The organism is Anaeromyxobacter sp. SG64 (genome assembly GCF_022690745.1).
Taxonomy (GTDB): Bacteria; Myxococcota; Myxococcia; order Myxococcales; family Anaeromyxobacteraceae; genus Anaeromyxobacter; species Anaeromyxobacter soli.
In genome coordinates this window covers 1-23,834 of record NZ_JALCZB010000011.1, presented here as the reverse complement: position 1 = coordinate 23,834, position 23,834 = coordinate 1, and the positions used below count along the sequence as shown (strand labels likewise).

General features: G+C 73.7%; 22 protein-coding genes. 2 read left to right on the top strand and 20 right to left on the bottom strand.

Translation table 11 applies throughout. The annotated features are described in order from the left end of the window. Positions 1-241: 241 nt before the first annotated feature. Positions 242-1,420, top strand: coding sequence for a sensor histidine kinase KdpD (locus MNZ29_RS05360; protein ID WP_242353490.1), 1,179 nt, complete (start codon positions 242-244; stop codon positions 1,418-1,420). On the opposite strand, the gene MNZ29_RS05355 is transcribed toward MNZ29_RS05360, so the two are convergent. The 14 genes from MNZ29_RS05355 to guaB form a co-directional block, all read right to left on the bottom strand. Continuing rightward, a complete protein-coding gene (locus MNZ29_RS05355; RefSeq protein ID WP_242353488.1) occupies positions 1,421-2,260 on the bottom strand; it encodes a metal ABC transporter permease in 840 nt (279 codons plus the stop codon). After that, entirely contained in the window at positions 2,257-3,033 is a 777-nt protein-coding gene (locus MNZ29_RS05350) for a metal ABC transporter ATP-binding protein (RefSeq protein WP_242333856.1), read from the bottom strand. The genes MNZ29_RS05355 and MNZ29_RS05350 overlap by 4 nt, the downstream gene beginning before the upstream one ends. Then, positions 3,030-3,929, bottom strand: coding sequence for a metal ABC transporter substrate-binding protein (locus tag MNZ29_RS05345; RefSeq protein WP_242333859.1), 900 nt, complete (start codon positions 3,927-3,929; stop codon positions 3,030-3,032). Before MNZ29_RS05345 ends, MNZ29_RS05350 begins: the two co-directional genes overlap by 4 nt. A 9-nt stretch (positions 3,930-3,938) precedes the next feature. Further along, entirely contained in the window at positions 3,939-5,252 is a 1,314-nt protein-coding gene (locus tag MNZ29_RS05340) for a hypothetical protein (RefSeq protein WP_242333861.1), read from the bottom strand. 103 nt (positions 5,253-5,355) lie between these two features. Then, positions 5,356-5,622, bottom strand: a complete 267-nt coding sequence (locus MNZ29_RS05335) for a hypothetical protein (protein WP_242333864.1) — start codon at positions 5,620-5,622, stop codon at positions 5,356-5,358. Between the two features lie 80 nt (positions 5,623-5,702). Beyond that, entirely contained in the window at positions 5,703-6,875 is a 1,173-nt protein-coding gene (locus MNZ29_RS05330; RefSeq protein WP_242353486.1) for a CaiB/BaiF CoA-transferase family protein, read from the bottom strand. Between the two features lie 2 nt (positions 6,876-6,877). Beyond that, the gene (locus MNZ29_RS05325) at positions 6,878-7,213 is read right to left on the bottom strand and encodes an SCP2 sterol-binding domain-containing protein (protein ID WP_242333870.1); all 336 of its coding nucleotides are present in this window, start codon (positions 7,211-7,213) and stop codon (positions 6,878-6,880) included. Positions 7,214-7,311: 98 nt separating this feature from the next. Further along, entirely contained in the window at positions 7,312-7,707 is a 396-nt protein-coding gene (locus tag MNZ29_RS05320) for a response regulator (protein WP_242333872.1), read from the bottom strand. 88 nt (positions 7,708-7,795) lie between these two features. Further along, on the bottom strand, positions 7,796-9,610 hold the full coding sequence (locus MNZ29_RS05315; protein ID WP_242333875.1) for a long-chain fatty acid--CoA ligase: 1,815 nt from the start codon (positions 9,608-9,610) through the stop codon (positions 7,796-7,798). A 10-nt stretch (positions 9,611-9,620) separates the two neighbouring features. After that, positions 9,621-10,436 (bottom strand): tetratricopeptide repeat protein, encoded by an 816-nt coding sequence (locus tag MNZ29_RS05310; RefSeq protein ID WP_242333878.1) that lies wholly within the window; start codon positions 10,434-10,436, stop codon positions 9,621-9,623. 32 nt (positions 10,437-10,468) lie between these two features. Next, positions 10,469-11,707, bottom strand: a complete 1,239-nt coding sequence (locus MNZ29_RS05305; protein WP_242353484.1) for a hypothetical protein — start codon at positions 11,705-11,707, stop codon at positions 10,469-10,471. Continuing rightward, a complete protein-coding gene (locus tag MNZ29_RS05300) occupies positions 11,695-13,488 on the bottom strand; it encodes a hypothetical protein (RefSeq protein ID WP_242333884.1) in 1,794 nt (597 codons plus the stop codon). The genes MNZ29_RS05305 and MNZ29_RS05300 overlap by 13 nt, the downstream gene beginning before the upstream one ends. Before the next feature lie 159 nt (positions 13,489-13,647). Continuing rightward, positions 13,648-15,204 carry a glutamine-hydrolyzing GMP synthase gene (gene guaA, locus MNZ29_RS05295; protein WP_242333887.1) on the bottom strand — a complete coding sequence of 519 codons (1,557 nt, stop codon included), beginning with the start codon at positions 15,202-15,204 and terminating at the stop codon, positions 13,648-13,650. Positions 15,205-15,321: 117 nt separating this feature from the next. Then, on the bottom strand, positions 15,322-16,785 hold the full coding sequence (gene guaB / locus MNZ29_RS05290; protein WP_242333890.1) for an IMP dehydrogenase: 1,464 nt from the start codon (positions 16,783-16,785) through the stop codon (positions 15,322-15,324). A 237-nt stretch (positions 16,786-17,022) separates the two neighbouring features. On the opposite strand from guaB, the gene MNZ29_RS05285 reads away from it, so the two are divergent. Beyond that, positions 17,023-19,338, top strand: coding sequence for a TIGR02266 family protein (locus MNZ29_RS05285; protein WP_242333894.1), 2,316 nt, complete (start codon positions 17,023-17,025; stop codon positions 19,336-19,338). Between the two features lie 23 nt (positions 19,339-19,361). Here MNZ29_RS05285 and MNZ29_RS05280 read toward each other — a convergent pair whose 3' ends face one another. From MNZ29_RS05280 to MNZ29_RS05255, 6 genes are all read right to left on the bottom strand, one after another. After that, positions 19,362-20,042 carry a DedA family protein gene (locus MNZ29_RS05280; protein ID WP_242333897.1) on the bottom strand — a complete coding sequence of 227 codons (681 nt, stop codon included), beginning with the start codon at positions 20,040-20,042 and terminating at the stop codon, positions 19,362-19,364. Positions 20,043-20,209: 167 nt separating this feature from the next. Continuing rightward, positions 20,210-20,668, bottom strand: a complete 459-nt coding sequence (locus MNZ29_RS05275) for a cyclic nucleotide-binding domain-containing protein (RefSeq protein ID WP_242333899.1) — start codon at positions 20,666-20,668, stop codon at positions 20,210-20,212. Further along, complete coding sequence (locus MNZ29_RS05270; protein WP_242333902.1) at positions 20,665-21,192, bottom strand: gamma carbonic anhydrase family protein; 528 nt, start codon at positions 21,190-21,192, stop codon at positions 20,665-20,667. The genes MNZ29_RS05275 and MNZ29_RS05270 overlap by 4 nt, the downstream gene beginning before the upstream one ends. Further along, positions 21,192-21,590: a VanZ family protein gene (locus MNZ29_RS05265; protein WP_242333905.1), complete on the bottom strand. Its 399-nt coding sequence runs from the start codon at positions 21,588-21,590 to the stop codon at positions 21,192-21,194. The genes MNZ29_RS05270 and MNZ29_RS05265 overlap by 1 nt, the downstream gene beginning before the upstream one ends. After that, positions 21,587-22,969 carry a tRNA (N6-isopentenyl adenosine(37)-C2)-methylthiotransferase MiaB gene (miaB, locus tag MNZ29_RS05260; protein WP_242333908.1) on the bottom strand — a complete coding sequence of 461 codons (1,383 nt, stop codon included), beginning with the start codon at positions 22,967-22,969 and terminating at the stop codon, positions 21,587-21,589. The genes MNZ29_RS05265 and miaB overlap by 4 nt, the downstream gene beginning before the upstream one ends. Positions 22,970-23,014: 45 nt before the next feature. Further along, the coding region (locus tag MNZ29_RS05255) for a TonB C-terminal domain-containing protein (RefSeq protein WP_242353481.1) at positions 23,015-23,834 on the bottom strand (820 nt) is incomplete at its 5' end.

The following is a 23,834-nucleotide window of genomic DNA, read 5'->3' as shown; positions in this document are numbered from 1 at the left end:
CCGCTACAGAGGTGACCGGAGACCGCCAGGGTAGCGCCACCGCCATTTCGCCGCGTACCGCAGGCTCCGCGCATCGCCGGCACGCTCGTCCGGTCCTCCGCCGGGGGCAGACCTCTCAAGGGATCGGTCATGACCCCCGACGGACCGCATAGGACCGCGGTGCCCTCCGAGCTCTGCGACCTCCGCCCCTCCGAGCGCTCGGCCGCCGCAGCGAGCCGCGAGTACGTCCGGGAGTGATCGCGTGCTCGCCGAGTTCCGCGCCATCGCAGAGCTCTTGCCGGACGCGCTCCTGCTCGTCTCGCGCGCGGGGGTGGTGCTCGGGGCCAACGAGGCCGCGGGCGAGCGGCTCGGCGCACCCGTCGCGGCGCTCGAGGGGCGAGCGCTCGTGGAGCTCGCCGGCGATCCCTCGCTCGCCGAGCTCGTGGCAAGCTGGCTGCGATCGACCGGACCGCTCCCCGGCGCGTTCACGCTCGCGGGGCGCGCCGAGCGGGTGCGCTGCGAGGGAGCGCGGCTGCCCGGGCCAGAGGCGCTCCTCCTCCTCCGCCTCGTCGCCCCGGAGCAGCCCGGCAACTTCGCCCTTCCGTCGGAGAAGCTCGCCGCGCTGAACCGCGAGGCGCTCCACCGCCACACCGCCGAGGCGCAGCGCGAGCGGCTCATCGACGAGCTGAACCGCGCGGTCCGGCTCTCCGAGACGTTCGTCGCCGTGCTCGGCCATGATCTCCGCAACCCGCTCGGCGCGGTCGTCGCCGGCGCGACGCTCGCGCTCAGGCGCAGCGAGGACGCGAAGGTGCGCGGCCACCTCGAGCGCGTGCTCCGCAGCGCCCGGCGCATGGCGCGCATGGTCGAGCAGCTCCTCGACGTCTCCCGCGTCCGGCTCGGCCGCGGGATCCCGCTCACGCGGGCCGAGATCGACCTCTGCGAGCTCGTCCGGCAGGCGGCGGCCGAGACCGAGCCCTCCCACCGGCAGCACCGCTTCGACCTGCGGCTCCCCCCGCGGTGCGAGGGAGACTGGGATCGCGATAGGCTCGCCCAGGTCCTCTCGAACCTGCTCGCCAACGCGTGCGAGCACTCGGAGGCGGAAGCCGTCGTGACGGTCGAGCTTCGCGCCAGCTCGACGAGCGCCTCGGTGGCGGTCCACAACCCCGGGCCGGCGATCCCGCCCGAGCTCCTCCCCTCCGTCTTCGACGCCTTCGCGAGCGGCGCGGAGGGCCGTGGCCTCGGCCTCGGGCTCCACATCGCGCGCGAGATCGCGCAGGCGCACGGCGGCGACATCGCGGTCGAGTCGGCGCCCGACCGCGGCACCACCTTCACGGTCACCCTGCCCCGCCGCTCCGCCGGGGCCACGGCGCGCACGATGACGCCGCTGCCCCAGCTCCTCGACGACGCGGCCGGCCCGGGCCGCGCCGGCGGGGCCCGCTGATCACCGCGCGAGGCGCCGCAGCGCGGCGGGCGCCGCGAGGAACGCGGCGAGCGCGACCATCGTCGCGCCGGTGGGGAGCTCCCAGATCCAGGAGAGGACGTACCCTCCCGCCGCCGCCACCACGCCGAGCGCCGCCGCGAGCGGGAAGGCGACGCGGAAGCGCGCCCCGAGGAGCAGCGCCCCCGCCGCGGGCAGCGTGAGGAACGCGAAGACCGGCAGCGCCCCGAGCGCCCTCGCCGTGACCGGGATGGCGAGGCCGATGGTGAGGAACAGCACCGAGTCCCACAGCTGCACGCGCATCCCCACCGCCTGCGCCGTCTCCGCGTCGAACGACGTGAACGCGAGCTCCTTCGCGAAGAGCTGGTGGACCACGGTGCAGAGCACCGCCACCCCGGCGATGACCGCGAGGTCGCTCGCCGGCACCGCCACCGCGTTGCCGAAGACCATCCCGCCGAGATCGTGCGCGGCGTGCACGAGGCGGCTCGCGCCGAGGACCACGAGCGCCGACGACACCACCCAGGCCGTGCCGACGGTCGCCTCGGCGGGGAGCCGGCGCGACCGGAGCGCGCCGAGCACGAGCGCGCCCACCACCGAGAACGTGATCGCGACGAGCAGCTGCTCGGAGGCGTGCTCGGTCTCGATGTGGAACCGCTCCTCGGCGAGGAGCGTCGCGACGAGGCCCAGCGTCGAGAGCTGCGTGAGGGCCGCCGAGACGAACACCGTGCGCCGGAGGACGACGTACACCCCGAGCGCGCCGAGGAGCGCGCCCGCGACGACGGACGCGGCGAGCGGGACCTGCCAGATCTCGCGCGCGGCGAGGAACTCCTGGAGCGCGCTCACGGGAGCACCTCCTCGCCGTTCGAGGAGAGCGGGTACACGAGCCGCCGCCCCGCCTCCTCGCGCACCGCCACCGCGCGGCCGTAGAGCGCGCCGAGCGCGTCCGGGCGGAGCATCTCGTCGAGGCTGCCCACCCGGAACAGCCTCCGGTCCTTGTCCACGAACGCGAGCGCGCGGGCGTAGTTGGCCACCGCCTCGAGGCGGTGCGAGACCATCACGATCGTGAGCGCGCCGTTGCGCTGCAGCTCCCGCAGCAGGTCCATGAGGCCCAGCTCGGCGGCGGGATCCATGCCGCTCGTGGGCTCGTCGAGCGCGAGGAGCTCGGGATCGGCGACCAGCGCCCGCGCGATGAGCGTGCGCTGGCGCTGTCCGCCCGAGAGCTCGCCGAAGCGCTTCTCCGCGAGGTGCTCCACGCCCACGCGGGAGAGCGCGCGCCGGGCCTCTTCCCGGTCGGCGCGGCGGGGCCGCCGCCAGGGCCCGAGGACCGGCACGCGGCCCATCAGCGTCACCTCCCCCGCGGTGAAGGGCCAGATGGTGTCCACGTGCTCGCGCTGCGGCACGTAGCCGACGCGCAGCCCCTCCCGCCGCACCACGCGGCCCGCCACCGGAGCGTGGGCGCCGAGCAGGGTCCGGAGGAGCGTCGTCTTCCCGCCGCCGTTCGGGCCGACCACCGCCAGGAACTCGCCCGGTCCGACGGCGAGGTCGAGCCCCTGGAGGAGCGGCCGGCGGCCGTACCCGATGGCCGCGCCCTCGAGGCGCACGAGCGCGCCGCTCATCGCGCCGCCCCGGCCACGCGCGTGACGAGCATGTCCACGTACTTCTCGTAGCCGTCGAGCCCGGGCTCGCCCCCGACGTCGCCGGGGATCTGCACCACCTTGGCGCCGGAGTACTTCGCCACGACGTCCGCCGACCGCCGGTCGTAGTAGTTCTCGAGCACGATCGCCTTCACCCCCTCGCGCTTCGCCAGGCCGACGAGGTCGGCGAGGTGCGCGGGCGGCGGCGGGACGCCGGGGCGGGGCTCGAGCTCGCCCACCGACTGCAGCCCCGTCCACTCGAGGAAGTAGGGCAGCGTCCGGTGCTGGGTGATGATCTTCCGCCCCTTCACGGGCGCGAGCGCCGCCTGCCAGCGCGGGATCGCCGCCTCGATCCTGCCGCGGAACGCGGCGAGGTTCTTCTGGTAGCGATCGGCACCGCCGGGATCCAGCGCCGCGAGCCGCCCGGCGATCGCCTCCGCGACCTTCAGCGCGCGGCGCGGGTCGGTGAGGAAGTGCGGGTTGCCGCCGGGGTGGAGGTCGCCGCGGCTGCGGTCGACGACGCCGGTCGGCACGTCGAGCACCTGGATCACGCTCGCGGCGGTGAGCCGCCGCGGGCCGCCGGGCTGGATCTGGGCGTTCCGGGACTGGTTCACGAGCGGCGGCAGCCAGCCGATCTCGAGGTCGAGGCCGACGTCCACGAGGAGGTCGGCGTTCCTGAGCTTCACCGCGAGGATCGGGTTCGCGTCCACGAAGTGCGGGTCCTGCACGCCGCGGGAGAGGCTCTCCACGCGGGCGCGATCGCCGCCGACCTCGCGCGCGAGCGCGGCGAGCCCCTCGGTGGTGGTGACGACCTTGGGCTCGGCGGCGGCGAGCGCGGGCAGGAGCAGGGCGAGCGATGCGAGCAGCGAGGTGCGCATGGTGATCTCCTAGAACGGGTGCGCGCCGTGCGCGCCGATGCCGAACTCGAGCTGGACGAGCGTCTCGAGGCCGTCCTGTCCGCCCGGCCGCCGGTCGTACGCGACCTGCAGCCGGAGCCGCTGGAACTCCGAGGGGAGCCACGCCGCGAGCGCGGCCACGCGCTGCTCGGTCCCGGGCTCCGCCTCCCCTGCCGACGGCGCCCACTCGTAGCGCGCGCCGTAGCCGAAGTAGCTCCCCTGCCGCCAGAACGCCTGCGCCCAGCCGCCGGTGTCCGTGCCGCGCGGCGCGTCCGGGACGCCGCGAAAGCGGCGCGCGTACAGCTCGCCGGAGAGCGCGAGGTAGGACCGGCTCTCGAGCGGGCGGAAGCGCAGGTACAGATCCACACCGCCGAGGTCGCGGAACGCTCCGCCGCCCGGCTCGTCCCGGCGCGCCGCGGAGAGCCCGAGGCCGAGCGTCGCCGTCGCCGCGAGCGGGAAGAACTGCTCGAGGCGCGCGATGCCGGTGAGCGCCTCGGCCTCCCCCGCCCCGGGCGCCGTGCTCTGGGCCGCGAGGTGGAGCGTCGCGAACCAGGGCAGGGGCGCGAGCCAGCTCGCGTCCACGCCCGGGCCCGAGAGCACCTCGTCGGCGAGGAGCCGCGAGCGCGCGAGGGGCGCGTCCACGAACTCCCAGACGTGCGGGTGCTGCTGGTTCTGGCGGCCGAAGGGGCTGAAGAGCTTCCCCGCGCGGAGCTGCAGGCCGGCGGGGAGCGAGAGCGTCGTCAGGTACGCCTCCTCCACGTCGGCGCCGTCCGGCGTGAACGAGACGAACGCGTCGGCGCGCGCGTAGGGATCCACGACGGCCTGGAGCCCGAGCTCGAGCTCCTGGAACTGGAAGCCCGGCTTGTCCGCCGGGCCGAAGGGCCCCGAGCGCGGGGAGAGCTTCCCGATGTCGTAGGTCCCGAAGGTCGCGGCGCCGCTGCCGATGGCGCTCACGTCGGGCAGGAGCAGCACGCGCGCGTAGCGGGCCGCGTCGGAGGGCGCGGCGCCCGCCGTACCCGGGGCGGCCGCCCCGCCCTGGCCCGGGGTCTCCCCGCCGCCGGCCGCCGGCTGCCCGCTCGAAGCGGGCGCACCGCCCAGCTCGCGCGTGATGTCCTCCTCGAGCTTCTTCTTCTCCGCCTCGGACTGCTCGGCGGGTGCTCCGGGAGGCCCCTGCGGCGCGCGCGCCGGCGGACTCGCCTCACCGCTCGCCGCGCCGGTCGAAGCTGCCGGCGTCTCCTGCGCGCCGCCTTGCTGCGGCAGCGCGAGGACTGCGGCGAGCACGCTCGCCGCGATCGTCGTTCTCATGTCGTCCTGCTCCCGGGCGCGCGAGGCGCCCCTGGCCCGTCGTCACGGCTGCGCGACGCACCCCTGGTGAATGGGGCGGCCGCGGTTCGCGAAAGGCAACCGGCTACGCGGGGACGGGAGGGGACTGACCGGGGACTGCGCCGAGCGGAGCGCCGGCCAGAGGCGGGAGCCCGGGCGGGAGGATCACCTCGCCCGTGACCAGCGGCGAGGGCCTGAGCTCGGGGGTGGCGCGGGTCGCGACGTCGCCGATGCGCGAGACGCACACCGCGCACGGGTGCCCGCCGCTCCCGGGGTCCTCGAGGTGGACGTGCGGCGCGATCGCCGTGAGCGCCAGGTAGGCCGCGAGGGCCGCGGCGATGAGCGCGCGCATCGGCGGGAGAGGATGTTCGGGCGACCGGGGTGCTGTCAAGCCAATCGCCCGGACGCCCGGACGGGCCGCGGGCAGTGTCGTCACGGACCGAGCGCGCCGGCCGCCCGCAACGACGCGAGCTCCTCCTCGGAGAAGCCGGCCTCGCGCAGCACCGCCTCGCCGTGCTCGCCCATCCGCGGCGCCGGCCTCCGGGGCGCCTCCTCACCGCGGAGCCGCACCGGCGTCGCGACGCCGCGGATCGCCCTGCCCTCCCACGGCGTCGCCACCTCGACGAACGCGCCGCGCGCGGCGAGGTGCGGATCGGAGCAGGGCTCGTCGCCCTCCAGCACCGGCGCGACGCACACGTCGTGCGCCGCCGCGAAGGCCGCCCACTCGTCGCGCGTCCGCGCCGCGAAGATCGCCTCCAGCTCGGCGCGCGGGCCCGCGCCGCCGCCCTCGAGCTGGCGCGGCGCGAGCTCCGGCCGCCCGACCGCCTCGCAGAACGCCGCGAAGAACTTCGGCTCGAGCGCGCCGAGCGCCACGAAGCGCCCGTCCTTCGTGCGGTACACGCCGTACGTGGCCGCGCCGCCGGAGAGCAGCTCCCGCCCCCGGACGGTCGGCGCGCCGCGCGCCCAGGCCAGGGCGAGCGGGAGCGTCATGAGGGCGAGCGCGCCCTCCGCCATCGAAACGTCCACGTGAGCGCCCTCCCCGGTCGCCGCGCGCCGGACGAGCGCCGCGAGGATGCCCGCCACCGCGGGCCAGGCCCCGCCGGCGAGATCGGCGATCTGCACACCCGGCAGGACGGGCCGCTCCGGCTCGCCGTTCAGCCCGAGCACGCCCGCGAGGGCGCAGTAGTCCACGTCGTGCCCGGCCCGCCCGGCGTACGGGCCGTCCTGGCCGTAGCCGGTGATCGAGCACAGCACGAGGCGCGGGCTCGCGGCGCGGAGCGCGGCGTAGCCGAGGCCCATGCGGTCGAGGACGCCGGGGCGGTAGGACTCGACCACCACGTCGGCGCGGGCCGCGAGCCGCAGGAACGCGGCCACGCCCTCGGGGCGGCGCAGGTCGAGGGCGAGCGAACGCTTGTTGCGGTTGAGCGCGTGGAACGCGCCGGAGGCCTCGCCGGCGAGCGGCGGGAGCGAGCGGAGGGCGTCGCCGTCCGGCGGGGCCTCGATCTTCACCACGTCGGCGCCGAGATCCGCGAGGACGAGCGTCGCGAACGGCCCCGGGAGCAGCCGGGACAGATCGAGAACGCGGAGTCCCTCGAGCGGCGGCACCGCTACAGGATCTGCTGGAGCTTCATCGCGAGGCCCATGTCGCCCTGGATCTTGAGCTTGCCGGACATGAAGGCCATCTGCGCGTTGAGCTTGCCGTTCACGATGTTCAGGAAGTCGGCGTCGGTGGCGGCCACCGTGCACTTCGCGTTCGGTGCGTGCCCCTCGGCGACCCGGCCGCCCGGCGCCGTGCAGTCCACCGTCCAGACGCCACCGCCCGGGCCCGAGATGTTGAACTGGTACACGGCGCTGATCTTCTGCACCACGTCCGGCTTCGCCTGGAAGCGACCCGGGATGTGGCGCTCGAACACGTCCTTCACGCTCGTCACTTGCTCGGCCATCGGGCGGGGCCTCCTCGGCGCGCACCGATTCGGAAATCGGCGCGGCGTCGATGATACGTATTGGCCCGCGGAAGGGCTGTCAAGCGAGGGCTGCAGCGCTACGGGCGAGGGCGGGCGCGGAGCACGTCGGCCACGGCGGAGGTGAGCGCGTCGGGATCGACGGGCTTGATGAGCACCGCGTCGACCTCCCGCCCGCGCGCTCTCGCGATGTCGTCGCGCTCCGCCCAGCCCGTGACGATCACCACCGGGACCGTGGGGGCGATGGACTTCGCGGCCTTCGCCATCTCGAGCCCGCCCATCCCGGGCATGCCGACGTCGGTGACGACGACGTCGATCGAGTGCTCGGAGAGCGTCTTCAGCCCTTCCTGACCGCTCGCGGCCGGAAGCACCACGTAGCCCGACGCCTCGAGGACCTCGGCCATCAGCTCCCGGTTGTCGTCGTCGTCCTCGACGAGGAGGACTCGAAGGCCGCTCTGGTCCACCTGGCCCCCCATGGGTTGGCTCGGCCCCCGCTGACCTGGTGCCGGCGACAGTAGAGCAATGCTCCCCCCGGGCGCGAGCGCCCGTGGGGGGGAGCCCCGGCTACTCCAAGTAGAACGAGTCGAGGAGGTCCTTGTAGTTCTGCGTGACGACCTTGCGCTTGACCTTGAGCGTGGGCGTCAGCTCCCCCGACTCCTGCGTGAAGTCCCGCGGCACGATCGCGAACTTCTTGATGGTGGAGTAGCTCGCCTGCTTGGCGTTGAGCGCGTCGATCGCCTTCTGGATCTGGGCGCGCACGCGCGGGTCCTCGTGGAGCGCGGCGCCCGCCGGGACGCCGGCGTCGGTCGCCCACTTGCGGGCGTTCTCCTCGTTGAGCGCGACGAGCGCCGAGAGGAACTTCCGCTTGTCGCCGTGCACCATCACCTGCGAGACGAGCGGCTCCGTCTTGAGCTCGTTCTCGAGGTTCTGCGGCGCGACGTTCTTCCCGCCCGCCGTGACGATGATGTCCTTCTTGCGGTCGGTGATCCGGAGGTGGCCCGCCTCGTCGAGGTAGCCGATGTCCCCCGTGTACAGCCAGCCATCCCGCAGCACCTCCGCGGTCGCCGCCGGGGCGTTGTAGTACCCCTTCATCACGCCGGCGCCCTTCACGAGGATCTCGCCGTCGTCCGCGATCCGCACCTCGGTCCCGGGCACCGGCGGCCCGACCGTGCCGATCCGGTTCTCGCCCGGGCGGTTCACGAACGTGCCGGCGGACGACTCGGTGAGGCCGTAGCCCTCGAGGATGGTGAAGCCGAGCACGCCGAAGAAGTGGGCGATCTTCGGGGAGAGCGGCGCGCCGCCGGACACGAAGAGGCGCATGCGCCCGCCGAACTTCTCGTTGAGCGCGTGCGTGAGCTTCGGGAACACCAGCTTCTTGCCCACGAGGAAGCCGAAGGACGAGTAGCTCTTCCCCTGCTCGGCCGCGGTCGCGTACTGCTCGAAGCTCTCCATGGCGAGCTGGAAGAGCTTGCCCTTGAGGCCCGGCGTCGCGAGGCCCTTCGAGATGACCGTGTTGTAGGCCTTCTCGAAGATGCGCGGCACGGAGGGCATCACCGTCGGCCGCACCTCCGAGGCGTTGTCGAGGATCTTCTCGAGCGACTCCACGAACGCGCAGGTCGCGCCCGTGGCGAACCAGACGGCCTCGATGACCTTCGCGAACGAGTGCGCCATCGGCAGGAACATGAGGACGAGGTCGTCCGGGCCGATGAGCCGGATCTGCTCGATCGCATACCCCTCGTAGACCCAGTTGCCGTGGGTGAGGACGACGCCCTTCGGGTTGCCGGTCGTGCCGGAGGTGTAGATGAAGCTCGCCGGCGCGTCCGGGCCGACCACCGCGAGGCGGGCGGCGTGCGCGTCGGGGTTCGCGCGCCGCCACTCCGCGCCCGAGCGCTCCAGGTCCGCGAGCGTGCGCTCGAACGGATCCGCCGCGATCCCGGTCGCGCGGATGATGCCCTCGAGGGCGGGCAGCTTGCCCCGCACGTCGCGGATCTTCGCGACCTGCACGTCGGTGTCGCAGAAGACGAAGCGCGCCCCGGAGTCGGCCAGGATGTACTGGCACTCGGCGGCCTTGTTCGACTGGTAGATCGTGACCGTGATCCCCGCGGCGCCGAGGATGCCCAGATCGGCGAGGATCCACTCGATGTTGGTCTCGCCGATGATCGCCACCCGGTCTCCGGGGTGGAGCCCGATGGCGGCGAGGCCGTCGGCGACGTCGCGTGCCCGGCGGGCGAGGTCCGCCCAGGAGACCTCCTGCCAGCGCCCCTCGCGCTTCATCTTCACGGCGGTGCGATCGGCGCGCGCCTTCGCCTGCGCCTCGAACAGCGCGACCAGGTTGCGCGCGGCGGGCGACCCCGTCTTCAGCTCGGCCTCGGCGATCATCGCGTTCTCCTCACTCGGCGAGCTTGCGGCGGGCGATCCCCTGCCAGCGCCGCTCCTCGGCTTCGTCATAGCGTCCGGGCGCGTCCGCGGCAGCCTTCTCGAGCTGCTCGCGCGCCTCGCGCTTCCGCCCCTGCTTGCGGTAGGTGTCCGCGAGGTAGACGCGCGCGCGGACGTTGTCCGGGTTGCGCCCGAGCGCGTCCTTGAGCGCCCGCTCGGACTTTCGCGCGTCGTACTTGGGCCAGGGCAGCTCGTACCAGAAGCGGCCCCAGGCGGTCTGGATGGCGCCTCCCCCGAACCCGGGGTCGATCTTCTCGGCGTGCGAGAGCCGGTCCTTGAACTTCCCCTCCAGGCCCTCGCGCAGCGCGCGCAGGATGCCGAGCCCCAGCGCGTACTGCCCCATGCCCGCGGCCGCGTAGTTCCATCCCTCGACGCGCGCCGGGTTCGCCCGGATCGCCCGCTCGCCGTAGTCCCAGGCGCGCTTGCCGAGCCGCGTCTGCTCGTCCTTCGGCAGCGAGGGATCGTCCGCGAGCCAGACCTCGAGGCGCGCCCGCCGCCAGAGCACCTCGTAGTCCTCGGGCCCGAGGCGCTCCGCCTCGTCGAGCGCGGCGCCCACGGCCGCGAGCTCGGCGGGATCCGCGCGGCGGACGTACGCGGCGTCGGCGCGCGCGACGAGCGACGCGAGCGTCTGACTCGACGCAGCGGCCGCCGGTCCTGCCGGGGCGGCCGAGGAGAGCGCGGTCGCGAGAACGAGCGCGAGGGCGGGGACCATGAACGAGTTGTTGCACACCCGCGCCCGGCCGCGCAGGCTCCGGACGGAGGTCTTCACGATCCGTCACCCGGCGGGTGCGGATGACCCGGTCAGCCGGCGCAGATCAGCTGGAGCTGCACGCGATCGCCCTGCTGGAGCCGGCACGCGTTCTGGAACGTGACGGTCGCGGGGCGCCCCGAGAGGGGGGGCGTGTAGACCGCGCCGGCAGTGGCCGCCTCGGCCGTACCGTCGAGCGCGACCGTGCAAGGGATGGTCTCGAGCCCCGCGCGATCCACTCCGACCGCGAGCATGCGCCAGTCCGCGGGGGTCCCCTGGAGCGGCACCGACTGGGCGACGAGCAGGCCGGCGATGTCCTCGAGGATGCTCTTGAAGCTCGCGTCGCAGATGGAGCCGGTCCGGGTCCGCACGCTCCCGAGCGCGCTCGCGAGCTCCGTGAAGCGGAGCCCGCCGTCGAGCGCGGTCCCGCACACGTCGTTCGCGCAGGTGGCGCACGACGGCTCACCGCTCGCCGGGTCCACGCCGACGATGGATGCGACCACGACCTCCCGGCGCTCTCCGTCGATCGGGTCGCGGAGGAAGGTCACGACGTCGCCGATCGAGTCGAGGCTCGAGGCCTTGAAGCCCGGGTTGTGGCAGTCGACGTCGTCGACGGCGAAGGGCGCGGCCGTGTCGGAGCAGTCGTCCTCGTCGGAGACGAAGACGACCGCGAGCCGCGCCCCGCTCCGCAGGAACCCGGCGTTCGTGCCGTCCGCGATGCGATCGGAGAGCGCCAGGCGCGCCGCGCGGAACGGCTGCTCCTTGAACGTGCCGTAGGTGCCGACCCGCACGTTCGCCTTGAAGTCGTCGACGAGCGAGGGCGAGGAGGCGGTGAGGATGCGCGTCCCCTCGAAGCCCGTGCCGGACTTCCAGAGGATGTCGCCCGGCACCGCCACCCCGGGGGAGCTCTGCTGGATGGCGATGAGCGCGCCGTCCGGGAACGGCTTCCCCGTGGCCGGGCCGCTCGTGTACGCCTGGCCGCTGGTGGCGGTGGCGCCGTAGTCCTCGACCGACGTGGAGGTGATCCCGATCTGGAACTCGTTCGCCACGGGCGCGGCGACGAGCGCGGTGATGAACGCGTTCAGGTTGTCGCGCAGGTTCGCCTGCTCCTCGTCCATCGAGATCGAGTCGTCGATGACGAAGAGGATGTCCGTCTTCACCGCCGCCGGAACGACCTGCGTCGACTCGCAGCGGGTGACCGCCTGCGAGGGCACCTGCTCGCAGGCGGCGAGCGCGAGCGCGCCCACCGCGAGGAGCGAGCCGGCGCGGGCCGCCCGGCTCACGGCTGGCACTCCAGCGCCGTCGAGCCAGGCGCGCAGCACACGCAGGTGCCGCGGCCGGTCCCGGGCGGCGTGTAGCAGCCCCAGTCCTCGACCCGACCGCCGAGCGCCTGTTGGCATTCGGTGCGGGTCGTGCAGCCGCTCCGCGGGTTCAGGGCGATGTAGTCGGCGGAGTAGGTCTCGCCCGGATCGGCCTCGCAGTTGTTCGTCGCATGGTTGATGTAGATGAACGTCGAGACCGCGACCGCGTCGCCGGCGTCCTTGGTGGCGGTGAACCACCAGTCGCACCGCACCGCGGCGCCGGTCGCGTCCTTGCAGAGGTTCTGGTCCTGCGCCGCGGCGAACGCCGTGCCGGCAGGCGCGGGCCCGTTGCAGGTCTTCCTCGGCTGGCCGTTCGCCTTGGCGATCCGGAGCAGCGCGATCTGGCCCTCGGCGGGCTCGGTATTCAGCTCCAGGCCTGCGGGCGGCTTCAGGATGTCGGCGACCGACTCGAGGAGCGTGCCGAAGTCCGGGTCGCACACCGAGCCCGTGATGACGTCCGCGCCCTTGCCGCGCAGCGCGTGGGCGGCGTCGAGGAGCCGGTTGCCGGGAGCCTGGGCGCCGCAGTTCGCAGAGCCGCAGGCGCAGTCGGTCTGGCAGCAGAGCCCCGCGGTGCACGAGTCCCCCGAGCAGGAGGTCTGCGCCGCCGGCAGGATGAACGCCGCGCCGAGCGGGCGGCCGAGGCTCGCGAAGTAGTCCACGATCTCGCCGACCCCGAACTCCTTCTTCTTGGTCGGGTCCGTCGACTCGTAGTCGCGCACGCAGGCGTCGGCGCCGGTCGGATCCGCGCGCATGACGATGCCCGCGCTGGCGTCGTTGGGGGAAGAGCAGTCGTCCTCGTCGCCGACGAACACGAGCACGAGCTTCGAGTCCTTGCGCGGCCACTCCGCCGGCGCCGTCGCGTTCGTCCCGTCCCACGCCGGGGCGCCCGACATCGTGTACGCGTCCTTCTGCTGTCCCCCGAGCGCCTTCTGCAGCGCGAGCCGCGCCGCCTGGAGCGCTTGCTCCTGGCCGGAGCCGCAGGTGCCGACGATCACGTTTCCGCCGACGCTCGTGCCGCCGACGAACCAGTCGATGAGCTGCTGCCGCGTGAAGCCCTGGCGGTTCTTCGCTCCCGCGCCGTAGAGCTCCTTGTCGAAGTGCAGGACGCGCGGGTTGCCGTGCCAGCCCACGAAGTCGCCCTGCGGGTAGCGGGCGCCCTCCACCGCGACTCCGACCGGGCTCTGCTGGCTCGTGCAGAAGGAGAAGTCGTAGGTGTGCGTGAGCTGCCCGCAGCCCGCGGCGCCGTTGGCGCCGAGCTGGTCGGCGAGCACGCTCGTCTCGCGGGTGCACTTCACCACCTGCCCGTCGTCCCCGAGCAACGGGGTGCCCGACGAGTTCACGCAGGTCCCCGCCTGGCACGTGTACGCGAAGGAGCTCCCGTACTCCGGGTTCCAGAACACCGACGTCGTGGTGACCGCGATGTGGAAGTCGATCGGCAAGCGCCCGGCCGCCGCGCGCTCCGCGTTGAACTGATCGATCCTGGAGACGAACCGGGTGAAGTTCTGGGCGAGCTTCGCCTGCTCGGCTGCCATCGACCCGGAGTCGTCCACGACGAACAGGATGTCCGCCGACGAGAGATCCGAGAGCGTGACGCGCTCGTTGCCGGGCTGCACCAGGCAGTGGCCGACGGGGTTGAAGTTGTAGTCCTGACACCCGGCCGCCGCGAGCATTGCCAGCGGGGCGAGCGCGCGGACCGCGGACGATCGCGCCATCTTGGAAGCCTCCGATCCGGCGGGATGATAGCCCTCTGCCGCCAGCCGGCAAACTAAGGAAGCGAGCAACCTCGCGCCTACACCGGCGACCGGGTGGGCGCGCCGCGCCTCCTCTGCGAGGCGAGGCCCCGGCGGTGCCGGGGCGCTTCCCGGCGCGCGCTACTCCCACTCGATCGTGGCGGGCGGCTTCGAGGAGATGTCGTACACGACGCGGTTGATGCCGCGGACCTCGTTGATGATGCGCGAGGACATGCGCCCGAGGAGGTCGTAGGGCAGGCGAGCCCAGTCGCCGGTCATGCCGTCCGTCGACTCGATGGCGCGGATGGCGCAGGTGGCCTCGTAGGTGCGCTCGTCGCCCATGACGCCGACGCTGCGCACCGGGAGGAGCACCGCGAACCCCTGCCAGAGCTTCTCGTAGAGGCCGGCCGCGCGGATCTCCTCCTGGACGATGGTGTCCGCCCTGCGGAGCACGGCGAGCCGCTCCTCGGTGACCTCGCCGAGCACGCGGATGGCGAGCCCCGGGCCGGGGAACGGCTGGCGCTGGACGATGTGCGGCGGCAGCCCGAGCTCGATCCCGAGCCGGCGCACCTCGTCCTTGAAGAGCTCGCGCAGGGGCTCGACGAGCCCGAGCTTCATCACCTCGGGGAGGCCGCCGACGTTGTGGTGGCTCTTGATGGTGGCGGACGGTCCCTTGAAGGAGACCGACTCGATGACGTCGGGGTAGAGCGTGCCCTGGACGAGGAACTGGGCGCGCTCGCCGCCGGCGGCGAGGCCCTCCACCTGCTCCTCGAACACCGCGATGAACTCGCGGCCGATGATCTTGCGCTTTTGCTCGGGGTCGGTGACGCCGGCGAGCTTCGCGAGGAAGCGCTCGGAGGCGTCCACGGTCACGAGCGGCAGGTGGAACATCCGCCCGAAGACCTCCTCGACCTGGGCGCGCTCGCCGGCGCGGAGCACGCCGTTGTCCACGAAGATGCAGCGGAGCCGGTCGCCGATGGCGCGGTGGACGAGGAGCGCCGCGACGGCGGAGTCCACGCCGCCCGAGAGCGCGCAGAGGACGTGGCCGTCCTTCACCTGGGCGCGGATCTGCTCGACCGCGATCTCCACGTAGGCCCGCATCGACCAGCTGCCGGAGCAGCCGCACACGCGGTAGGCGAAGTTGCGGAGGATGTCCTTGCCGAGCGGCGTGTGGACCACCTCGGGGTGGAACTGCACGCCGAAGAAGCGCCGGCGGCGGTCCTCGACGGCGGCGAACGGCGCCGAGGACGTCGCGGCGATGGGCTCGAACCCGGGCGGCAGCGCCTCGACGCGGTCGCCGTGGCTCATCCAGACGTCGAGCTTGCGCGGCAGCCCCTCGAACAGCTCCGCGCCCTCGCGCGTCTCGATGGTCGCCGGGCCGAACTCGCGGTGCGCGGCCTTGTCCACGCGCCCGCCCAGCTCATGGGCGAGGAGCTGGAGGCCGTAGCAGATCCCGAGGACGGGGACGCCCAGCTCGAAGGCGAGCCGGTCGGCGCGCGGGCTGCCCTCGGCGAGCACCGACATCGGCCCGCCGGAGAGGACCACGCCCCGGGGCGCGAACGCGCGCATCGCCTCGGGCTTCATCGTGCACGGGTGGATCTCGCAGTAGACGCCGAGCTCGCGCAGCCTGCGCGCGATGAGCTGCGTGTACTGCGACCCGAAGTCGAGGATGAGGATCTTCTCTGCGTGGATGTCCAACGCGGGCCTCCGGCTCCGACGTCAAAGACCGCTCGCCTCGCCGCCTGTCGGGTGCGAGCGGCAAAAGCCGCGCTGCGCCGGCTCGTGGTCCGACAGGCTCACCACGAGCGGAGGGAATCAGTCCGCCCGGTAGTTCGGCGCTTCCTTCTCGATGATGACGTCGTGCACGTGGCTCTCGCGCAGGCCGGAGGTGGAGATCCGCACGAAGCGCGGCTTCACCCGCAGCTCCGCGATCGCCTTGCAGCCGAGGTAGCCCATGCCGCTGCGCAGGCCGCCCACGAGCTGGAAGAGCGTCATCTCGACGGTGCCCTTGTACGGCACCCGCCCCTCGATGCCCTCGGGCACGAGCTTGTCGGCGTCCGAGACCTCGGCCTGGAAGTAGCGGTCCTTGGAGCCCTGCTTCATCGCGCCGAGCGAGCCCATGCCCCGGTACGACTTGTAGCTGCGGCCCTGGTAGAGGATCACGTCGCCGGGCGCCTCCTCGGTGCCCGCGAGCAGGGACCCGATCATCACGCTCGACGCGCCGGCCGCGATGGCCTTCACGAGGTCGCCCGAGAACTTCACGCCGCCGTCGGAGATGACCGGCACGCCGTACTTCTCGGCGGCGCGGGTGCAGTCGTCCACCGCGGTGATCTGGGGGACGCCGACGCCGGAGACCACGCGCGTCGTGCAGATGGAGCCGGGGCCCACGCCGACCTTCACCGCGTCCACCCCCGCCTTGCAGAGCGCCTCGGCGGCCTCGGCGGTCGCCACGTTGCCGGCGACGAGCTCGACGTTCTTGAAGTTCGTCTTGGTCGCCCGCACCGCCTCGAGGACGTCCCGGTGCGCGCCGTGGGCGGTGTCGATGGCGATGACGTCCACGCCCGCCTTGAGGAGGGCCTGGATCCGCTGCTCGCGATCGGCCCCCACCCCCACCGCCGCGCCGCAGAGGAGCCGGCCGAGCTTGTCCTTGGCGGCGTTCGGGTGCTTCTGGATCTTCTCGATGTCCTTGATGGTGACGAGGCCGCGCAGCTCGAACGCCTCGTTCACGACGAGGAGCTTCTCGATCCGGTGCCGGTGGAGGAGCTCCTTCGCCTCCTCGATCGTCACGCCCTCGCGGGCGGTGACGAGGTCCTTCGTCATCACCTGCTCGACGCGCTGCTCGAGGTTCTTCTCGAAGCGGAGGTCGCGGTTCGTGAGGATGCCGACCAGCCGGCCCTTCTGGACGACGGGGATGCCGCTGATCCCGTTCTCGCGCATGAGCGCGACGGCGCGGTGGATGGGCGCCTCGGGCTCGATCGTGATCGGGTCCCCGACCACCGCCGACTCGTACTTCTTGACCTTGTGGACCTCGGCCGCCTGCTGCTCGACGGTGAGGTTCTTGTGGACGAAGCCGAGCCCGCCCGAGGAGGCCATCGCGATGGCCATCCGCGCCTCGGTCACCGTGTCCATGGCGGCCGAGACGATCGGGATGTTGAGCTGGAGGTTGCGGGTGAAGCGCGTCGACGTCTCGACCGACTTCGGGAGGACGTCGGATTCCGCGGGGAGCAGCAGGACGTCGTCGAACGTCAGCGCGAGGCGGAGGTCGTCGCGGTTGAGCATGGGGACGTATAATCGAGCGCGCTCGGACCGGTCAAGACGCCCGGTTCCCCTACGGATCCGGCGGGAGCGGGCCGGGCGCGGGTCACCCCGGCGCGAGGGGCCGGCGCTCGACGCCCGCGCGCCTCGCCCCCAGCGCCTCGGGAGGTGCGCGGGGGCCCACACACGCCGCGCGGACGCTGCGCCGCAGGGTGAACACCCGCTTGCCCGCCCGTCCGCCGGAAGACGATAATCGCCGCGGTGGAGGGGCCACACGACAAGCGCGGCGGGGGCCGCACGCCGGTGGGCCTCGCCGTCCGGCTCTCCTACGGCACCATCGACGAGCTCGTGGAGCGCTTCGCGGTGAACATCTCCCGCGGCGGCGTGTTCATCCGCACGCGCGCGCCCAGGCCGGTCGGCACCCGGCTCGCCCTGGAGCTCCGGCTCTCCGGCGGCGAGGCGGCGATCCGGGGCGAGGGCGTCGTGCGCTGGATCCAGGCCGAGGATCCGGCGGCTCATCCGCGCCGCGCGCCGGGCATGGGCGTGCAGTTCACGAGGCTCGACGACGCCTCGCGGGCGCTCGTCGAGCGGATGGTGGAGCTGAAGGAGCGCCGCGGCGTCGCCCCCGGCGTGATCGCCCCCGCGCCCATCGCCGCCCGGCCGGACGGGACCCCCGCCCCCACGCGCGCGCCCGATGCGGCGCTCCCGACGGCGCTCCCCACGCCGCCCCCACCGTCCGCGCCGCCGGTGCTCACGCCCCTCCCCGCCGCGCCCTCGCCCGCCCAGGCGGACCTCGCCGCGAGCCACCGGGTGGAGCAGCTCCAGGCCGGACCGGCGCGCATCGACCTCGGCCTCCCGGACGCGCCGCGGCCGGTCACCCGCCCCTCGCGCGCGATCATCGGGATCGACCTCGGGACGTCCAACTCGTGCGCGGCGGTCGTGAAGGACGGGCGGCCGTACGTGATCCCCTCGCGCGAGGGGCACGCCACCGTGCCTTCGATCGTCGGGCTCAACGCGCGCCAGCGCGTCGTCGTCGGTCACCTGGCGAGGTCGCAGCTCCTCACGAACCCCAAGACGACCGTCTCGGGCGCGAAGCGCCTCATCGGGCGGGCCTGGGACACGCCGCTCGTGCAGGAGATCCGCGAGAAGTACCCCTACGAGATCGTGCCCGGCGACGAGGGCCTCGCGGCGGTGCGGCTCGGGCCCGAGACCGTCTCGCTCGAGCAGATCTCCGCGCTCGTGCTGGGAGAGGTCCGCGACGTCGCGCAGAACCACCTCCGCGAGGAGGTGAACCGCGCGGTCGTCACCGTGCCCGCGTACTACAACGAGCGGCAGCGCGCTGCGGTCCGCCACGCGGCGGCGCTCGCGGGGATCCAGGTCGAGCGCATCCTGAACGAGCCGACCGCGGCCGCGCTCGCGTACGCCTACGGCCGTCACCTGAACCAGCGCGTCCTCGTCTACGACCTCGGCGGCGGGACGTTCGACGCCTCCGTGCTCGAGCTGTCCGACAACGTCTACGAGGTCGTCTCGACCGGCGGCGACACCTTCCTCGGAGGGGTGGACTTCGACGACCGGATCGTCGAGCGGCTCCTCGCGATCTGGGAGGAGCGGACGGGTGCGCCCTTCCCGGACGACCGCGTCGCGCTCTCCCGCCTCGTCGACGCCGCCGAGCGCGCCAAGTGCGCGCTCTCCGAGCGCGCCGAGTTCCCGGTGAGCCTGCCCTTCCTCGCCCTGCGCGACGGCGCGCCCGTCGCGCTCGAGGCGGTGCTCACCCGCGACGAGATCGTCGCGCTGGTCGAGCCGCTCGTCGACCGCACCCTCGACGTGTGCCGGGAGGTGCTCCTCGCGAAGGGGCTCGGGACGAAGGACATCGACGAGGTGCTGCTCGTCGGCGGGCAGTCGCGGATGCCGCTCGTGCACCGGAAGGTGGCGGCGTTCTTCGGCCGCCCGCCCTCGCACGCGGTCCACCCCGACGAGGCCGTCGCCCTCGGCGCGGCGCTCCTCGCCCACTCGCTCGGCAGCGCCGAGGGGGTGGTCCTCATCGACGTGCTGCCGATGTCGATCGGCATCGGCCTGCCCGGCGGCCGCGTGAAGACCATCATCGAGCGGAACACGCCCCTCCCCGCCCGCAAGCAGTACGGGCTCACGACGACGCGCGACGGGCAGACCGAGTTCGAGCTCGCCGTCTTCCAGGGCGAGAGCCGCGCGGCGTCGGAGTGCGAGTACCTGGGGACCCTCCGGCTCGAGGGGCTCCCGCCCGGCCCGCGCGGCATGGTCAAGATCGCGGTCAGCTTCGAGCTCGGGCCGGAGTGCCTGCTCACCGTCACCGCGCGCGAGCTCAACACCGGCCGCGAGGTGCAGGCGGTGATGTCGGCGGGCGAGGGGGCGGAGGCGGCGCGGCGCAAGCTCGAGCAGGGCGGCGGGGCGGACGCGGCGCGGGCGCAGACCGGGAACTTCCCGGCGCCCGGGAGCCTGGCCGCGGGCGCTGCGGATCCCGCCGTCGCGGCGGCGAGCGCCGGCGGCGCGCTCGGCGGCCTCTTCCGGAGGATCTTCGGCCGGCGCCCGGAAGCGCGCTAGAGCCTCGCGTCCGGTCGGTTCCGCTACTCCCGCTCCGCCTCGGACGCCAGGGCGGGCGGGGCGGAGCGACGTCCTTGCGCCCATCGGAAGACGAGGGCGAGGAGCACGACGAGGACGCCGAGCAGGATGTAGTTCGAGAATCTCCCGGCGACGCGGGTCGCGGCGTGCAGGTCGGAGCCGAACCAGAAGCCGACGCAGACCCACAGCGGCGCGGAGACGAGCGCCGCGACGCCGTCGAAGAGCAGGAACTCCCAGTACGGCATGCGGGCGTGGCCGACGGTGAAGAAGGTCGGCGCGCGCAGGCCGGGCAGGAAGCGCGCGAACATCACGACCACGTTGCCGCGCGTCCGCACCTTCCGCTCCACGAGCTGGAGCTTCTCCGGCGTGATGAGCCGGCGGAGCGGGCGGAAGTCGGCGATGCGCGCCCCGAACCGCCGCCCCGCGAAGAAGATCACCGAGTCGCCGGCGAGGATGCCGCCGAGCCCCATCACGATCATCGTGAGGAGGCCCTCGTCGTGGAGCATCCCGGAGAAGGTCGCGTGGCTCAGATCGGACGCGAGCCAGGCGAGGACGCCGGCGGTCACGAGGACCACGTCCTCGGGCATCGGCAGGCCGAACCCGCAGAGGACCAGCATGACGAAGACGACGCCGTAGCCGACGTGGAGGGAGTGGCCTCCCAGGATGGCGACCAGGCGTTCGAGCATGCGGCCTTCCGTTCTCCCCGAATTACCCCGAAACCGCCCGAGCGTCACGCGCTAGCCGCGCGGCGCGCGCCTCGATATCGCGGGACCCCCGACGAGAACGATGCGCGCGCCCCGGCGCTTCCCGCCCGCTCGCCCGGAGGGCGGGCAGGGAGGCAGCCCGCGCGTCCCTAGCTCATACGACGGGCGGCGAGCTCCCGGAGGGCGTCGCGGTTCTCCGCGACCTTCTCGGCGAGATCGCCGCCGATGGCCAGCGCGAGCTTCAGGCAGGCCTGCGGCTTCTGGGGCTGGAGCCGCACGAAGTCGCGCTGCGTGATCTCCACCACCTCGCAGGCGGTCCCGGCGACCGCGGACACGAGCCGGACGCTCCGGCCGAGCAGCGCGAGCTCCCCGAGGTGCTCGCCCGCGCCGAGCACGGCGAGCTCCTTCTCGCCCTCGGGCGTGCGCTGCGTGACGCGGACGGTGCCGGACTTCACGATGAAGAGCGACTCGCCGACCATGTTCTCGACGAAGAGCGGCGTGCCCGCCGGGATCGCCTTCTCGAGCGCGATGCCGGCGAAGATCCTGAGGCCCGTCTCGGTGAAGTCCTTGAAGAGCGCCGCGCGCCGGAGCGCCTCGAACGCCGTCATCCCCCACCCCCCTCGCCGCGGTAGCGCGCGGCGTACCCCGCGTACCGCTCCGCAGAGGTCCGGAGGAAGGCGCGCTCCTCCGGCGTGAGCTCGCGGCGCGGCCGCGCCGGCGAGCCCAGCACGAGCGTGCCCGGCGGCACGATGGTCCCGGGCGAGACGAGCGCCCCCGCGCCGACCATCGCGTCGGGGCCCACCACCGCGCCGTCCATGACGATCGCGCCGATGCCGACGAGGCAGCGCTCGCGGATGGTGCACCCGTGCAGCACCGCGCGGTGACCCACGGTCACGTCGTCGCCGATGACGGTCGGGTGCGTCCCCGAGGTGACGTGGACGACGGTGAGGTCCTGCAGGTTGGTGCGCGCGCCGATGCGCACGTGGTTCACGTCGCCGCGGACCACCGTGCCGAACCAGATCGACGAGCCCTCGCCGATCTCCACGTCCCCGACCACGACCGCGTTCTCCGCCACGAACACGGATCCGTGCAGGCGGGGCGCCCGCCCGGCGTACGGCGCGATGATCGGCATCAGCCGTCGATGCTAGCCCGCGCACCTACACGCCGCAAGATGACCGCCGCCACCGCCGCGCCTGCCGCGACGCCGAGCGCGTCGGCCGCGAGGTCGAGGAGATCGGGCGAGCGGTTCGGCACGAAGGCCTGGTGCCACTCGTCGGACGCCCCGTACGCGGTCCCCAGCGCGATGGCGAGCCCGAGCGGCACCCAGGCCGGGAGCCGCCACCCGCCGAGCGCCGCGCGCACGAGCGCGCCGAGCACCGCGTACGCGGAGGCGTGCAGGAGCTTGTCGTGCTCGAAGAGGCCCTGCGGCAGCTCGGGGAACGGGTGCGACTGGGAGGACGCCCAGAAGATGAGCGCGGCCCAGGCGACCGCCCCCGCGGCGAACAGCGCCGTGCGCGGGCGCGCGGTCACGCGAGCGTACCGGAGAGCGAGCTCCCGCCGGCGCGCGTGATGCGCGCGTGGACGAGCGCGCCGGTCGGCGCGGCCTGCTCGTCGGCAGCGAGGTGGACGACGGTGTTCTCGGGCGTGCGTCCGAGGCGCTCGCCCGGCTCGTCGGAGGGTCCCTCGACGAGGACCTCGACCACCTTCCCGAGCGCGGCCGCGAGCGCCTCCGCGGCGATGCGGCGCTGCGCGCCCTGGAGCCGCTCGAGCCGCTCGACCGCCACCGCGCGCGGGACCTCCTGCCACTCGGGCCCGGAGCCGAGGCGCAGGCCCGCGACCGTCTTCGGGCGCGGGCTGAAGAGGAAGCTGAAGCTCTGCTCGAAGCGCGCGCGCTCGAGGAGCGCGAGCGAGCCCTCGAAGTCCGCGTCGGTCTCGCCGGGGAAGCCGACGATGAAGTCGGTGGTGACGGCGATGCCGGGGCGGGCGGCGCGCAGACGATCGAAGCGGTCGAGGTACTCCGCGACCGTGTAGTCGCGGCGCATGCGGGCGAGGACGGGATCCGAGCCCGCCTGCACCGGCAGGTGGAAGTGGGGCATGACCTTGGGCTCGTCGCGGAACACCTCCACGAGCGCGTCGGAGAGGTCGTGCGGGTGACTCGTGGTGAAGCGGATCCGCGCGATCCCCGGCACGGCCGCCACGCGGCGGAGCAGCTCCGCGAAGGTGCAGCCGCCCGCGTAGGAGTTCACGTTCTGGCCGATGAGCGTCACCTCGCGCACGCCCACCTCGGCGAGCGCCGCGCACTCGGCCACGATCTCCGGGAACGCGCGCGACACCTCGCGGCCGCGGGTGTGCGGCACGATGCAGAACGCGCAGACGTTGTCGCAGCCCTTCATGGCGGTGACGAACGCGGTGGGCCGGCCGCGCGCGGCCTCGGGGTCCGCCTGCGGGAACACGTAGTCGTGCGAGTCCATCCAGCCCGTCTCGGCGAACCGCTCGCGCTCCGCCCGGGCGACCATCTCCGGGAGCTTGCCGATGTTGTCCGGGCCGAAGACGAAGTCCACGTACGGCACGCGCGCGAGGAGCCGGTCCTTCTCCTGCTGCGCGACGCAGCCGGACACCGCGATGAGCGCGCCGCGCCGCGCCTTCACCTCGCGGTAGCGCCCCAGGGCCGACAGGAGCTTCTGCTCCGCCTTCTCGCGCACCGCGCAGGTGTTGAGGAGGATGAGGTCCGCGTCTTCCGCGGTGTCGGCGCGCTCGAACGCGTGGCGGCCGAGGAGCTCGACCATCCGGTCGGAGTCCGACGCGTTCATCTGGCAGCCGAAGGTGTGGACGTACACCTTGCGGGGGGCGGCCGGGCGATCGCCGGGCGCGGAGGGGGCCTTGCGGGAGAGCGAGACGAGGTCGGACACGCGGGCGGAAACTAAGGAAGACCGGGGCGCGGAGTCAACCGGCGGCTATCCGCCCTCGCGCACCGCGACGAGCTCGATCCGGCTCTTCGCCTTCCGCTTCAGGGGGTAGACGAAGCCCTTCGGCTTGAAGTTCGCGTCGAAGGCCACGCCCGCGACGGGGACGGGCGGGATGACCGAGAGCTCGGTGACGAACGCCCACTCCGTCGTCGTGCCCGCGAGCCGGCGCGAGGGCGAGCGGCCGATGAGCCCCCGCGCCTGCGCGAGCGCGAGGCGGTCGTGGGCGGGGTTCCCGCTCGACGCGACGACCCTCGCCTCCGTGACGACGCCGTCGCCGTCCTCGGTCACCGCGACCACCGTGACGAGCGCCTTCGACCACGCGAGCCCCTTGCCGCCCGTCGCGGCGAGCGCGTCGATCCCCGCGACGAGGGACTCGCGCTCCCGGTCGCCCTCCGCCGCGGCGTGCACCGTGGCGTCCGTCCCCGGCGCGACGCCCCCGGGGGCGTCGGGTCCGTTCTCGAACGGCCGCCCCGAGCGGCCGTAGGCCTCGGCGGCGCCGAGGTAGGCGCCGGCGGTGTCCGCGAGGAGGTCGCGAGTCCCCTGCCCGCCTCCGCGCAGCACGCCGAAGTCCGGCGCGAACCCGCCAGCGAGCGCGTCCCGGAGGTCCATCCACGACGCGTCGGGGTAGCGCGCGAGATCGCGCGCGCGCATCTCGGCGAGCATGCCGTCCACGCGCCGCTTCGCGCGCGCGGCGGGCGCCTCCTCGCCGTCGCCGCCGCCCGGGGAGAAGAGCGACGCCGGGGGCGAGACCGCGAGCGCCTCCCGCCCGGCCGGCGCGCGCTCCGCGCCGAGCCCCTGCGCCTCGAAC